General features: G+C 66.2%; 13 protein-coding genes and 1 riboswitch. Of the genes, 9 read left to right on the top strand and 4 right to left on the bottom strand.

From position 1 onward, the window contains the following. Positions 1 to 144 precede the first annotated feature (144 nt). Positions 145 to 627 carry a metallopeptidase family protein gene (locus ACH438_RS00400; RefSeq protein WP_396999528.1) on the top strand — a complete coding sequence of 161 codons (483 nt, stop codon included), beginning with the start codon at positions 145 to 147 and terminating at the stop codon, positions 625 to 627. A 49-nt stretch (positions 628 to 676) separates the two neighbouring features. Here ACH438_RS00400 and ACH438_RS00395 read toward each other — a convergent pair whose 3' ends face one another. Then, positions 677 to 934, bottom strand: coding sequence for a WhiB family transcriptional regulator (locus tag ACH438_RS00395; RefSeq protein ID WP_397000690.1), 258 nt, complete (start codon positions 932 to 934; stop codon positions 677 to 679). Positions 935 to 1,490: 556 nt separating this feature from the next. On the opposite strand from ACH438_RS00395, the gene cofD reads away from it, so the two are divergent. From cofD to ACH438_RS00375, 4 genes are all read left to right on the top strand, one after another. After that, positions 1,491 to 2,489 (top strand): 2-phospho-L-lactate transferase, encoded by a 999-nt coding sequence (cofD, locus tag ACH438_RS00390; protein ID WP_396999526.1) that lies wholly within the window; start codon positions 1,491 to 1,493, stop codon positions 2,487 to 2,489. After that, a complete protein-coding gene (locus ACH438_RS00385) occupies positions 2,486 to 3,844 on the top strand; it encodes a coenzyme F420-0:L-glutamate ligase (RefSeq protein ID WP_396999524.1) in 1,359 nt (452 codons plus the stop codon). Before cofD ends, ACH438_RS00385 begins: the two co-directional genes overlap by 4 nt. 52 nt (positions 3,845 to 3,896) lie before the next feature. Next, on the top strand, positions 3,897 to 4,415 hold the full coding sequence (locus tag ACH438_RS00380; protein WP_396999522.1) for an NUDIX hydrolase: 519 nt from the start codon (positions 3,897 to 3,899) through the stop codon (positions 4,413 to 4,415). 50 nt (positions 4,416 to 4,465) lie between these two features. Beyond that, positions 4,466 to 4,653, top strand: a riboswitch (FMN riboswitch). Between the two features lie 76 nt (positions 4,654 to 4,729). Continuing rightward, entirely contained in the window at positions 4,730 to 5,176 is a 447-nt protein-coding gene (locus ACH438_RS00375) for a 6,7-dimethyl-8-ribityllumazine synthase (protein WP_396999520.1), read from the top strand. 132 nt (positions 5,177 to 5,308) lie between these two features. Here the strand turns inward: ACH438_RS00375 and ACH438_RS00370 are convergent, their stop codons facing one another. Continuing rightward, positions 5,309 to 6,682, bottom strand: a complete 1,374-nt coding sequence (locus ACH438_RS00370; protein ID WP_396999518.1) for a cation:dicarboxylate symporter family transporter — start codon at positions 6,680 to 6,682, stop codon at positions 5,309 to 5,311. Positions 6,683 to 6,779: 97 nt separating this feature from the next. Here ACH438_RS00370 and ACH438_RS00365 point away from each other — a divergent pair, with 97 nt between their 5' ends. From ACH438_RS00365 to ahcY, 4 genes are all read left to right on the top strand, one after another. Beyond that, entirely contained in the window at positions 6,780 to 8,351 is a 1,572-nt protein-coding gene (locus ACH438_RS00365) for an ATP-binding protein (RefSeq protein ID WP_396999516.1), read from the top strand. Continuing rightward, the gene (locus ACH438_RS00360) at positions 8,348 to 9,040 is read left to right on the top strand and encodes a response regulator (RefSeq protein WP_396999514.1); all 693 of its coding nucleotides are present in this window, start codon (positions 8,348 to 8,350) and stop codon (positions 9,038 to 9,040) included. The genes ACH438_RS00365 and ACH438_RS00360 overlap by 4 nt, the downstream gene beginning before the upstream one ends. Before the next feature lie 240 nt (positions 9,041 to 9,280). Then, positions 9,281 to 10,393, top strand: a complete 1,113-nt coding sequence (locus ACH438_RS00355) for an alkane 1-monooxygenase (protein ID WP_396999512.1) — start codon at positions 9,281 to 9,283, stop codon at positions 10,391 to 10,393. Between the two features lie 130 nt (positions 10,394 to 10,523). After that, positions 10,524 to 11,999: an adenosylhomocysteinase gene (gene ahcY / locus ACH438_RS00350; RefSeq protein WP_396999510.1), complete on the top strand. Its 1,476-nt coding sequence runs from the start codon at positions 10,524 to 10,526 to the stop codon at positions 11,997 to 11,999. Between the two features lie 72 nt (positions 12,000 to 12,071). Here ahcY and ACH438_RS00345 read toward each other — a convergent pair whose 3' ends face one another. Together ACH438_RS00345 and ACH438_RS00340 are read right to left on the bottom strand one after the other, a co-directional pair. Continuing rightward, on the bottom strand, positions 12,072 to 12,329 hold the full coding sequence (locus ACH438_RS00345; protein ID WP_396999508.1) for a hypothetical protein: 258 nt from the start codon (positions 12,327 to 12,329) through the stop codon (positions 12,072 to 12,074). 88 nt (positions 12,330 to 12,417) lie between these two features. Beyond that, positions 12,418 to 13,518 (bottom strand): glycerophosphodiester phosphodiesterase, encoded by a 1,101-nt coding sequence (locus tag ACH438_RS00340; RefSeq protein WP_396999506.1) that lies wholly within the window; start codon positions 13,516 to 13,518, stop codon positions 12,418 to 12,420. Positions 13,519 to 13,604: the final 86 nt, after the last annotated feature.

Here is a 13,604-nt window from a genome sequence, read left to right as displayed (position 1 = left end):
GCGGCCGGGAGTCCGGCTCCGGCGCCCCGCCCGGAGCGCCGGAGCGACGTGGAGGCACCCCGCCGGAACGAGCGCTGCCGTTCGGTGACCGGGCTGCAACCCTGGGTTCGCACACCCTCCAGGGGTAACGGTTAGATTCAAGGTATGACCCGTTCACGTAAGAGGCGGCCGCCGACAGCGCGGTCTGTGATCCGCCGCGGGCGGGGTGTGCGCGGGCCGATGCTGCCTCCGACAGTGCCGGCTCGCCGCACCCGCGGCCAGCAGTTCGACCGGCTGGTGCTGGAGGCCTTCGCACCCCTCGAACAGCGCTGGCACGATCAGCTCACGAAGCTGGACATCGCGGTCGACGACGTGCCGAAAATCCGTCCGCTGCACCTGGATTCGGTGTCCTGGCCGGAAGAGGTCGTCGCGGACGGGCCGGTGCCGCTGTCCCGCCTCATCCCGGCCGGAGTGGACCGCTACGGGATGGCGACTCGTGCCCGAGTTGTGTTGTTCCGCAAGCCATTGGAGTTGCGCGCCGGCGATCCGGACGATCTCGTGGATCTGCTGCGCGAGGTACTCGTCCAGCAGATCGCGACATACCTCGGCGTCGACCCCGACGTGATCGACCCCGAGCCCGAAGAATAAGTGCCCGTTGGTGTTCCAGCTTGCTGCGCGGTGTGCGCAGCAAGCCGCATCAGATGATGCCGCGCTTCAGGCGGCGGCGCTCACGTTCGGACAGGCCGCCCCAGATGCCGAAGCGTTCGTCGTTCGCGAGTGCGTATTCGAGGCATTCGTCGCGGACCTCGCAACCGAGGCAGATCCGCTTGGCCTCGCGGGTGGAGCCGCCCTTCTCAGGGAAGAACGCCTCCGGGTCGGTCTGGGCGCAGAGCGCCCGCTCTTGCCACTGCTCGGCTTCGGTCATGGCCTTGCCGCGCGAAAATCCATCGAACATTTCATCCTGACCGGTGACGATCAAGCTCAGCCGCGGTGGTTCGGGCTGGTACTGGGCGCGTGCCCACTGCCCACCCCCCGGTCGCGCTGTCGTCATCGGTTCACCCCCCTCGAATCCGTTTCCATCGGCGCAGAAGCCAGGTGCTGCGCCAGCTGTGGAATCGGTTTGCGATACACCGCCCGGAATGCCTGACGGGGCCAGCTCATCGGCCATCGCTCCGCCTCCTCACTGTGTGTTAGCGCAGAATGATTACTCCGTCGGAGCCGATCCCACCGACGGCCCAACACCGCGATGTAGTCCCGCGGACATCCCCGAACACGTCACCCGGAGATGCGAACGCGTGTTCGAAAACCCGTCCGCGCCTTGCACTCTCACGCGGACCCGGAATGACATGCCTGTGATTAGACACGCCGGGAGCTGTGATGGTCAAGCTGCCGAAGCTATTCCGTTACCATCTCCGGCCCCTGTTGAGAGTGTTGTCGCAGATCAAACAGCAAATTTGCAGCAAATAACGCACCGGGCATCTCCCGGCATGAACCGCATAGGCTGTGCGGATGTGACTCGAGAACAAGCGGACACCGCACCCGGAACCGGACTCCGGATCGCGGTACTGGTCGGTGGAGTAGGTGGCGCGCGGTTCCTGCTGGGCGTGCGCGAACTTCTCCCCGGCGCCGACACCACGGCCATCGTGAACGTGGGCGACGACGTCTGGATGCACGGGCTGCGTATCTGCCCTGACCTGGACACCTGCATGTACACCCTGGGTGGTGGCATCGATCCGGAACGCGGCTGGGGACACGCGAACGAGACCTGGAATGCCAAGGAAGAACTGGCCGCTTATCAGGCTCAGCCCGACTGGTTCGGACTCGGTGATCGTGATATCGCCACCCATCTCATCCGCACCGAAATGCTGCGTCAGGGATACCCGCTCTCCCAGGTCACCGAGGCGCTCTGCAATCGGTGGCAACCGGGCGTGAAACTGCTTCCGGCAACCGACGACAGGTGCGAAACGCATGTCGTAATCGGAGACCCGGAGAACCCTGGCGAACGTCGCGCGATCCATTTCCAGGAGTGGTGGGTTCGCTACCGCGCGAACGTCGAGACCCATGGATTCGTGACTATTGGGGCAGAAGCTGCGAAACCGGGCCCTGGTGTGACCGAAATCATAGAGTCCGCGGACGTCGTTCTGCTCGCCCCTTCCAACCCCGTCGTGAGCGTCGGATCCATCCTCTCCGTACCCGGAATTCGCGGCGCCCTGCGCACCACCGACGCCAAGGTGATCGGCCTGTCCCCGGTGATCGGCGGAAAACCCTTGCGCGGCATGGCCGATGAATGCCTGTCGGTGATCGGCGTGGAAACCACCGCCGAGGCCGTCGGAAATCACTTCGGCGCCCGGTCGGGCACCGGTATCCTCGACGGCTGGCTCATCCACACCGGTGACACCGCCGAGATCCCCGGCGTCGAGGTGCGGGCCGTGCCACTGCTCATGACCGACCCGGCCACCACCGCCGAGATGGTGCGCGCCGCGCTCGATATCGCAGGAGTGAAACCGTGAGCGAGACAACGACACTGGGCGATCACGCGTCCCCCGGCGAGTTGCGGATTCTGCCCGTGCCCGGCTTGCCGGAATTCCGGCCCGGCGACGACCTCGCCGAAGCCCTTGCGACACAGGCGCCCTGGCTCCAGGACGGCGACATCCTCGTGGTGACCAGCAAGATCGTCAGCAAGGTCGAGGGCCGCATCGTCACCGCGCCCACCGACCCGGACGAACGCGACGCGGCCCGCCGCGAACTCGTGCTGCAGGAATCGGTGCGCGTGCTCGCGCGCAAGAACCGCACCCTCATCACCGAGAACCGGCTCGGCATCGTGCAAGCCGCGTCCGGCGTGGACGGCTCCAATGTGGAGCAGGGCGAACTCGTGCTGCTGCCGGAGGATCCGGACGCCTCCGCCAAGACACTGCGGCTCGCGCTGGCCGACCGGCTCGGCGTGAACGTCGCCGTCGTCATCACCGACACCATGGGCCGCGCCTGGCGCAACGGCCAGATCGACGCCGCCATCGGCTCGTCCGGCCTGCGCGCCATGCACGACTACAACGGCGCGATCGACGCCCAGGGCAACGAACTGCACGTCACCCTGGTCGCCGTCGCAGACGAACTCGCCGCCGCCGCGGACCTGGTGAAGGGCAAGCTGGGCGGGGTCCCGGTCGCGGTGGTGCGCGGCCTGGAATACACCGACGACGGCTCGACCGCCGCGGACCTGCTGCGCGGCGGCGAGGACGACCTGTTCTGGCTGGGCACCGAGGAGGCGATCGACCTCGGCCGGAAACAGGCGCTGCTGGTGCGACGTTCGGTGCGCCGGTTCGCGGATACCCCGGTCGAACCCGGGCTGATCCGGGACTCGGTCGCCGCCGCCCTCACCGCGCCGGCCCCGCACCACACCCGCCCGGTCCGGTTCGTCTGGGTGCGCGACCGTGCATTGCGCGACCGGCTGCTCGAAGCCATGGCGGACAAGTGGCGCACGGACCTCACCGGTGACGGCCGCACTCCGGAGAGTGTGGAACGCCGGATCACCCGCGGCCGGATCCTCTTCGACGCCCCCGAGGTGATCATCCCGTTCTGCGTCCCCGACGGCGCGCACGACTATCCGGACGAGCGCCGCCAGGCCGCGGAGAAGACCATGTTCACCGTCGCGGTCGGCGCCGCCGTGCAGGGCCTGCTGGTCTCCCTCGCGGTGCGCGGCGTCGGCAGTTGCTGGATCGGCTCCACCATCTTCGCCCCGGAGGTCACCCGCGAGGTCCTGGGTCTCGAAGCCGACTGGAACCCCTTGGGCGCCATAGCGATCGGCTACCCGCTCGAAGAGCTGGCCCCGCGTGAACCGCGTGACTCCAGCTTCGGGCTGGTCGAGCTGTGAGCCGCGCCGTCGTCGGAGCTCTGCGGCTCACCGGTCGGGCGGAGGTTCGGCGGTGAGCGCGGAGTCGCTGCACAAGTCGGCCACGGAGTTGCTCGAAACGTGGGATCCGGCAATGGGTTTCGAGCAGTCGATCCGGGAGGCCATGCTGGCGTTCCTGGGGTCGGCGCCGCGTGGATGCCTGCGGGAGAACGCCGCCGGGCACATCACCGCGTCGGCGATCGTGTTGTCGCACGACGAGTCGGAGGTGCTGCTGACGCTGCATCCCCGGGTCGGGCGGTGGATCCAGCTGGGCGGGCACTGCGAGGAATCGGATGATTCCGTTGCGGCGGCGGCCTTCCGGGAGGCGACCGAGGAGTCCGGGATCGCGGGGCTCACGCTGGAGCCGGGTTTGTACGGGGCGCAGGCGCATCCCATCACCTGCTCGCTCGGGGTGGCGACCCGGCACCTGGATCTGCTGTTCAAGATCAAGGCGCCGGAAGGTGCTGTGCCGGTGCGCAGTTCGGAGTCCACCGACCTGCGGTGGTGGCCGGTCGACGGGTTGCCCGCCGACTCCGACGTGCTGCTGCGCTGACTCCGGCGCGGGTTCCGCGGCTCTGCTCGACGGTGTAAAGTCCGGCCTGTACACGTTCTCAGGGCGGGGTGGAATTCCCCACCGGCGGTAATGGCGCCCGGACCGATTCCGGGAGCACGAGCCCGCGAGCGCCACGGTACGCACGGTTGTCGCGAGACGACCGTGCCCGCCGTGGGTCGAGCAGATTCCGGTGTGATCCCGGAGCCGACGGTCACAGTCCGGATGAAAGAGAATGCGGCACCGGTGCACCCACCACGGTGAGGTGCACCCTGTTCGCGTTGCCCTGGGTGACATAGCGAACAGGAGGAATTCCCATGTCACCCACGTCGAATCGCATCGCTCTCGTCGCCGCGCGCTGGCACTCCGACATCGTGGACAAGGCCGTCACGGCCTGCCGCGCGGAACTCGCGGAGCGCGGTTTCACCGAGGTCGATGTCATCGAGGTGCCCGGCGCCTTCGAAATCCCCTTGCGCGTCAAGCGATTGGCGACCAGCGGCGAGTACGCCGCCATCGCCGGCTGCGCGCTGGTGGTGGACGGCGGCATCTACCGGCACGACTTCGTGGCCTCGACGGTGGTCGACGCACTCATGCGGGTGCAGCTCGACACCGATGTGCCGGTGTTCTCGGCCGTGCTCACCCCGCATCACTTCCACGAGCACGGTGAGCATCTCGGCTACTTCTCCCGCCACTTCGAAGTGAAGGGGACGGAACTGGCGAATGCCATTGCCACCACACTGAATTACGACACCGTGGCCGTCTAGGCCGACACCTGCCCGGAGAAAAATGGAACCCCTGCTCGGCGCAGGGCCGAGCAGGGGTTCCTTCATCCACCGGCATGACGGGGGGAAACATGCCAGGGATCGGTCCCAGCCTGGGGGTGGTTTGTGCGGGTATCAGGCTGGAACCAAACTCTTGTCCGCCGCCTCCTTCGCGGGTTCGGCGGTAGCGGTCCCGGGTTCGGCGGCATGGTCGTCGACCATGCTGGTCTCGTCGAACGGGATCTTGCGATCGAGCACCGCGTGCACCCGTTCGGTGTCGATGGTCTTGGTCCAGGTGCCGATCAGCAGGGTCGCGACCGAGTTCCCGGCGAAGTTGGTGAGCGCGCGGGCCTCCGACATGAACCGGTCGATGCCCACGATCAGGCCGACGCCGTCCAGCAGGTCCGGCCGGTGGCTCTGCAAGCCGCCCGCCAGGGTGGCCAGGCCGGCACCCGTCACCCCGGCGGCGCCCTTGGACGCCACGATCATGAACAGCAGTAGTCCGATCTGCTCGGTCCATGCCAGCGGCTTGCCCATGGCGTCGGCGACGAACAGGGTCGCCATGGTCAGGTAGATGGCGGTGCCATCCAGGTTGAACGAATACCCGGTCGGCACAACGACACCCACGGTAGTGCGTTCCACGCCGGCGTGCTCCATCTTCGCAATGAGCCGCGGCAGTGCGGATTCCGAGGACGAGGTGGCCACGATGAGCAGGTACTCGCGGGCCAGGTACCGGGACAGCTTGAAGATCGAGAACCCGGTCACCGCCCGCAGCAGCGCGCCCAGCACTCCGAAGATGAACACGATGCAGGTCAGGTAGAAGGCCACCATGAGCAGGGCCAGCTGCTTGACCGCATCGAGTCCGGTGCGCGCCACCACATTCGCCATGGCGCCGAACGCGCCGATCGGGGCCAGCCACAGGATCATGGTGAGCACCCGGAACACCAGCTTCTGCACCAGCCCGATGCCGCGCAACAGCGGTTCGCCGGTCTTGCCCATGGCCTGGATGCCGAAACCGACCAGCAGCGCCACGAACAGGGTCTGCAGCACCTTGCCGGAGGTGAGCGCGGACAGCATGGAGGTCGGGACGATGTCCTGCAGGAACTGCCAGGTGCCGCCGGCCGCCTTGGCGTCGCCGGCGTACTTGCTGATCTCCTTGGCGTGCGCGGCCACGTTCAGGCCGGTGCCGGGATGCAGCAGATTGCCGACCACCAGGCCGATGCCCAGCGCCACCGTGGACATGATCAGGAAGTAGCCGATGGCGAGACCGCCGACCTTGCCGACCTTGGCGGCGGCGCGGACCGAACCGATGCCCAGCACGATGGTGCAGAAGATGACGGGTGAAATCATCATCTTGATCAGGTTCACGAACAGGGTGCCGAGATCGCCGACGGATTTACCGAACCCGGGAGCGAGCCAGCCGACCAGTACACCGGCTACCACGGCCACTATGACGGCCAGGTACAGCCAATGGGTACGGTCACGCCGCCGTTTGTTTACTTCGCTCATCGTGGGTTTGCCTCCGGAACTACTTGCTGTCCGGGAAATAATGTCTGGCAGGGTGACGCGGGTCACTGTTACGTAAGTTTTGTTCATGGAGGGTTAGTTGCTAGGTCGGAGAACGCGCGCCCGGCGGACCTTGGCAGGGCAGGTGTTCCTGGTGCAGGTCCTGGTGCTGGCGGTGGTGATCATCGCCGGGGCCGGCCTGGCGGTGTGGCAGACCCGCCGGGTGCAGGACGATGCCACCCGGGTATTGGTCACCGATGTCGCGCTGGCGGTCGCGCAGACGCCCGGCACGCTCGCGGGCGTGCAGAGCCCGAACCCGACCACCGCCCTGCAGCCGGTGACCGAGGCCATCCGCAAGGCGACCGATGTGGACTTCATCGTGGTGATGGCCCCGGACCGGACGCGCTACACGCACACCGACGTGGATCGCATCGGAAAGTCCTTCAGCGGCAATATCGATCGCGCGCTGGCGGGGCAGACCTTCACCGAAACCTACACCGGCACACTGGGTCCCTCCATTCGCGCCGTGACACCGGTGCGGGACGCGCACGGGAACATCGTGGCGCTGGTGTCGGCGGGTGTCACGCTGCCGCATATCGGCGATCAGGTGTGGCAGCAGCTGCCGGCCATTCTCATCGCCTCGATCATCGGCCTGGGGGTGGCGACATTGAGTTCGATGCTGCTGCGGCGCCGGCTGCTGCGGCAGACGCACGGGCTGGGCACCGCAGAACTGCGCGCGCTCTACGAGCATCACGACGCCGTCCTGCATTCCGTGCACGAGGGCCTGATCGTGTTCGACCGCAGCGGTGAGAAGGCGGAGCTGGTCAACGATCCGGCGCGGGTCCTGCTGGATCTGCCGGACGGCACGGTGACGCGCGCGGATCTGCCGGTCTCGTTGCAGGGCATGGGAACCGAGGTGGTGCGCGACGAGATGCATGTGACCGCGGACCGGGTGCTGGTGGTGAACCAGGACGTGGTGGAGCACGACGGCCGGCGTATCGGCACCGTGCTGACGCTGCGCGATCACACCGAATTGCGGGACGTGCTGGGCGAATTGGATTCGGTGCGCGGCTTCGCGGAGTCGCTGCGGGCGCAGGCGCACGAGGCCGCCAACCGGTTGCACACCGTGGTCACCATGGTGGAACTGGGCCGGCCGCGCGAGGCGGTGAACTTCGCGACCGCGGAACTCGAGCTCTCGCAGGCGCTCATCGACCGGCTCACCGGCGTGGTGGCGGAACCGGCGGTGGTGGCGTTGCTGCTGGGCAAGGTGGAGCAGGCGGCCGAGTACGGCGTGGAGCTGACCGTCACGGGGGACACCGTGGTGGATTCCACCGATCCGCTGACCCCGCACGAAATGGTCACGCTGCTGGGCAATCTCATCGACAACGCGCTGGACGCGGTCGGGCACGACGAGGACGCGTGGGTGGAGGTCACGGTGCGCCGCACCGAGGGCGCGAGCGGCGGCGTCGATCTGTACGTGCGGGTGGCCGACAGTGGTTCGGGCATGTCGCAGGAGGTGTTCACCCGGGCCACGGAGCGCGGTTATTCCACCAAGACCGACCATCACGGTCTGGGGCTGGCGCTGGTGCGCCGGCTGGTTGCCCGGCACGGTGGCGAACTGCTGGCACAGCGGGAACCGGAATCCGCGGTGATCGTGAGGTTTTCGCGATGATCCGAGTGCTGATCGTGGAGGACGAGCCGAAGATCGCCGCGGCGCACCGCTCCTACGTGAATCGACTGACCGGTTTCGAAGTGATCGGGGTGGTGCACACCGGGCGAGACGCGATCGCGGTCGCAAAAAGGTCACAATCTTCGGGTGCACCCGTCGATTTGGTGCTGATGGACATCGGCTTGCCGGATATGAGCGGTCTCGCGGTGGCGGCCGCGCTGGCGGGCCTGCGGCCCCGGCCGGATCTCATCGCGGTCACCTCCGCGCGGGATCTGGCCATGGTGCGTTCCGCCGTCGCGCACGGTGTGGTGCTGTATTTGCTGAAGCCGTTCACGTTTTCGGCGTTCCGCGACAAGCTGGAGCGCTATCTCGAGTATCGGACGGCGTTGCCGGCGGGGGAGACGGCGGTGTCACAGCAGGACATCGATCGCGCCTTCGGGATGCTGCGCACCCCGGACCCGCGCGTGACCTCGCCGAAAGGCATTGCGCCGCAGACGATGGAGGAGGTGTCGCGGGCGGTGCGCGCGGCGCCGGGCGGGTTGTCCGCCGGCGAGGCCGGGCGCGCCGTCGGCGTTTCGCGAGTAACTGCCTGGCGATACCTGGAACGTATGGCGGAAGACGGCGTGGTGGATCGCCGGACGGACTACGGTCGAACCGGGCGGCCGCAGGTGCGGTATGTGTGGTTGCGCTGAGTTGGGGTAAGCCACCGGTTTGCCTGTGAGGTGGGGTGATTGGGGCCACTCGGTCGGTTACGCAGGAACCGACCGCTCATCTTGTAACGGCCGCCACCTTGCTCGCTCAATCGGTGTTGTAACGACGATAAAGTCTGTACATATCTACCTGCGAAGTTGTAGTGGTTTCTAATTAGCGGGGCAAACGTGCAAAAGGTTGGCAAACGATCTGGTTCGCCGGATCCCAAACGTCACCTGTGGATGTTGGGTCTCATCGCTCCGGGCTGTGCGTTGCTGCCCTCACAGCTGGTGTTGCATACCCATTGCAAGGTGTTCTGGTGGATCGGTCCGATCATCGTCCTGATTGTCATTCCGGTGCTGGACTGGGTCGTCGGGGAAGACGGCACCAATCCGCGCGACGAGGATTACGAACAACTCACCAACGATCGGTATTACCGCTGGTGTACATACCTTTTCCTGCCGATCCAGTTGATCGGCCTGATCATCGCGGCCGTCATGTGGGCCGGCGATGACCTGTCCGTGCTCGACAAACTCGGGCTCGCGGCCACCCTCGGGTTCGTCAGCGGCATCGGCATCAACGCCGCCCACGAACTCGGCCACCGCGTCGAGAGCATGGAACGCTGGCTGTCGAAACTTGCACTGGCACAGTCGGCTTACGGGCATTTCTTCGTCGAGCACAACAAGGGGCACCACGCGCGGGTGGCCACGCCGGACGATCCGGCCAGCGCGCGCATGGGTGAGTCGCTGTGGGAGTTCCTGCCCCGCAGTGTGATCGGTGGCTTCCGGTCCGCTATCCATCTGGAGCACGACCGGCTGCGCCGGCGGGGCAAGGGCTGGTTCAGTGTCCAGAACCACATCCTGCAGGCGTGGTCTATGACAGTCGTGTTGTTCGGGGTACTGGTGGGCCTGTTCGGCGTGCGCATCCTGCCGTATCTGTTGCTGCAGGCCGTGATCGGTGCGGCGCTGCTGGAGACGGTCAATTACGTCGAGCATTACGGGTTGCTGCGACGTAAGCGGCCCAATGGCAATTGGGCGCGCTGCTCACCGCGGGACAGCTGGAACAGCGACCGGTTGGTCACCAATATCTTCCTGTTCCATCTACAGCGGCACAGCGACCATCACGCGAATCCGGGCCGTCGCTATCAGACGCTGCGGTCCTCGGAGGAGTCGCCGCAACTACCGGCGGGCTACGCGACCATGATTCTGCTGGCGTTGCTTCCGCCGCTGTGGCGGTACGTCATGGACGCGCGGCTGCTCGACCATTACCGCGGCGATCTCAGCCAGGCCAATATCCAGCCGCGCAAGCGGGAACGGATCCTGGCCGGCAGTGGAAATCTCGACGCCGCCGCTTGATCGGCGGGCGCCACTGCCTGATCGACAAATACCGTCCAACGTGCGTACGCTGTACGCACGTTAGACGTGCGTGCCCGAACCCGGGCGGCACCTACTAGCCTTACGGGCAAAAGCCGACCAGGAGAGGCAGATGACGACCGCTGTGTCCAGCAAGATGACCCCTGACGTCCGCAACGGGATCGATTTCAAGGTGGCGGACCTGTCACTGGCCGAGTTCGGCCGCAAGGAAATTCGGCTCGCCGAGCACGAGATGCCCGGTCTGATGGCCCTGCGCCGCGAGTACCACGAGGTGCAGCCGCTCAAGGGCGCGCGCATCTCCGGCTCGCTGCACATGACCGTGCAGACCGCGGTGCTCATCGAGACCCTGGTGGCGCTCGGCGCCGAAGTGCGCTGGGCCTCCTGCAATATCTTCTCCACCCAGGACCACGCCGCCGCCGCGATCGTGGTCGGCCCGCACGGCACCGAGGACGAGCCGCAGGGCACCCCGGTCTTCGCGTGGAAGGGTGAGACCCTCGAGGAGTACTGGTGGGCCGCCGAGCAGATGCTCACCTGGCCCGGCGAACCCGCCAACATGATCCTCGACGACGGCGGCGACGCCACCATGCTCGTGCTGCGCGGCGCGCAGTTCGAGAAGGCCGGCGTGGTCCCGCCGGACGACGAGCACAACTCGGCCGAGTACACCGTCTTCCTGAACCTGTTGCGCGCCAGCCTGGAAGCCGACAAGGGCAAGTGGACCAAGATCGCCGACTCGGTCCAGGGCGTCACCGAGGAGACCACCACCGGCGTGCTGCGGCTGTACCAGTTCGCCGCCGCGGGTGAGCTGGTGTTCCCGGCCATCAACGTCAACGACTCGGTCACCAAGTCGAAGTTCGACAACAAGTACGGCACCCGCCACTCCCTCATCGACGGCATCAACCGCGGCACCGATGTGCTCATCGGCGGCAAGAAGGTGCTGATCTGCGGCTACGGCGATGTCGGCAAGGGCTGCGCGGAATCCCTCGCGGGCCAGGGCGCGCGCGTGCAGGTCACCGAGATCGACCCGATCAACGCGCTGCAGGCGCTCATGGACGGCTACGACGTCGTCACCGTGGAGGACGCCATCGGCAACGCCGACATCGTCATCACCTCCACCGGCAACAAGGACATCATCCTTCTCGACCACATGAAGGCGATGAAGGACCAGGCCATCCTGGGCAATATCGGCCACTTCGACAACGAGATCGACATGGCCGCCCTGGAGCGTTCCGGCGCCTCGCGCCTGAACATCAAGCCGCAGGTGGACCTCTGGACCTTCAAGGAGTCCGGCAAGGCCATCATCGTGCTGTCCGAGGGCCGCCTGCTGAACCTGGGCAACGCCACCGGCCACCCCTCGTTCGTGATGTCGAACAGCTTCTCCAACCAGGTCATCGCGCAGATCGAGCTGTGGACCAAGCCCGACGAGTACGACAACGAGGTCTACCGCCTCCCGAAGCACCTGGACGAGAAGGTCGCCCGCATCCACGTGGAAGCGCTCGGCGGCAAGCTCACCAAGCTCACCAAGGACCAGGCCGAGTACATCGGCGTGGACGTGGAGGGCCCGTACAAGCCGGAGCACTACCGCTACTGAGCGGGAAACGCTTGTAGCACAGGAAGATTCGGCCGGTCACGGAAGTGACCGGCCGAATCTTTTTCCCGCGTACTACTTCAGGCAGATGTTGATGACCGGAACCCAGGTGCCGCCCTGGAACGTGCAGAGCGCGGCCGGGATCAGGCCGGCCAGGTCACTCGAGCCGGAGCTGAGGTTCGAGGAACCCGAACTCGGGGTCGAGGCGGCGACGGGCGCAGGATCCAGGGTGACCGGCGCCGCGTTGGCCGTACCGGCCACCGTCAGACCGGCCGCCACCGCGACGCCTGCCACTGCGACGCGGGGGAGATGATGCGCGAGAAGGTGTTTCATCAGGTGTTTCGCTCCTTGCAGGGGGAGTGGTGAACGCACCCTACAAGAAATGAACAGACTGTGTTTCAAATTTGGGAGACTTGTTCCGTCACTTGTGGAACGACTTCGGTAGCGGGTAACCCTTCTCTTGCATGACCTCCCGGGCCCGGTTCGGGTAGTCGGTGATGATCCCGTCCACGCCCTGATCGAGCACCAACCCGATGGTCTGCTTGTCGTTCACGGTCCAGGGAATCACCTGGATGCCCAGACCGTGCGCCTTCTTCACGTAATCCGTGGTCGTGGTGAGCTTGAAATCCTTGTCGCCCACCTTGGCTTCGCTGTCCCACGGATTCACATAGGACGGCGAGGAGATGTTCGCGCCCAGCGCCTTGATAGCGCCCAGCGGATCATCGGCGTGATCCTCGTAGCGGATCGGGCCGAGCCACGGACTGCCCGCCTTGAACGTCGAATCGTCGTACAGCGCCACGGTGGGGATGGCCGGGTTCTTCGCCTTCACCAGCGGCAGGCTGCTCCAGTCGAAGCTCTGGATCTCCACCTTGTCCGTCGCGCCGGCCTCGCTGATCGCGCCGAGGATGACGTCCACGAACTCCTGTGGGGCGGCGGACTGTTCCGGATGCGCGGCCTCGATCTTGGTCTCCACGTTGTAGCGGATCGTGTCGAAGGCGCCCGGGTAGGTCTTCACCAGATCGAAGAGCTCGGGCAGTTTCGCGATCTGGTTGCCCGGAAGTTCTTGCGCGTCAGGGAATCCCGTGAGCTTCTTGCCGCAGTCGAGGGTGTGCACCTGATCGTAGGTGAGGTCGTGCACCAGTTTGCCGACGTACGGGAACTGCGGATCGTCCGGCGTGGCCGCGGCGGTGTCGCTGCACTTCTCGGCCTGGATCTTGGGGTCGTGCCAGATGAGCGGCACATTGTCCTTGGTGAGGACGATATCCAGTTCGAGGGTCGACACGCCGAGCTCGACGGCCTTGGCGAAACCGGGGAGCGACTCTTCGATGGTCATGCCGCGGCCGCCGCGGTGCGCCTGCAGATCGAAGGGCCGGGCCGGATCGGCGGTGGTGCTGGAGGTCGGGGACGAGCTCTTGTCGTTCGAATTGCTGCTGCAGGCGGCCAATCCGACCACAGCTACTGCTGTTCCGAGTATCGCAAAAGCGCGCTTGAACTGCCGAGACTTAGCGCCTGTGGAAGTCATGGCCCGGACTATAGCAATCCGGAGGCAACGAAAAACCGGACGTATGTGACATACCGACTCCCGGCGCCGGGTACCGGGCATCGTTC

It is taken from the genome of Nocardia sp. NPDC020380, assembly GCF_044386975.1.
Taxonomy (GTDB): Bacteria; Actinomycetota; Actinomycetes; order Mycobacteriales; family Mycobacteriaceae; genus Nocardia.
The sequence above is the reverse complement of the archived record's forward strand: the minus strand, read 5'-3'. Positions and strand labels throughout refer to the sequence as shown.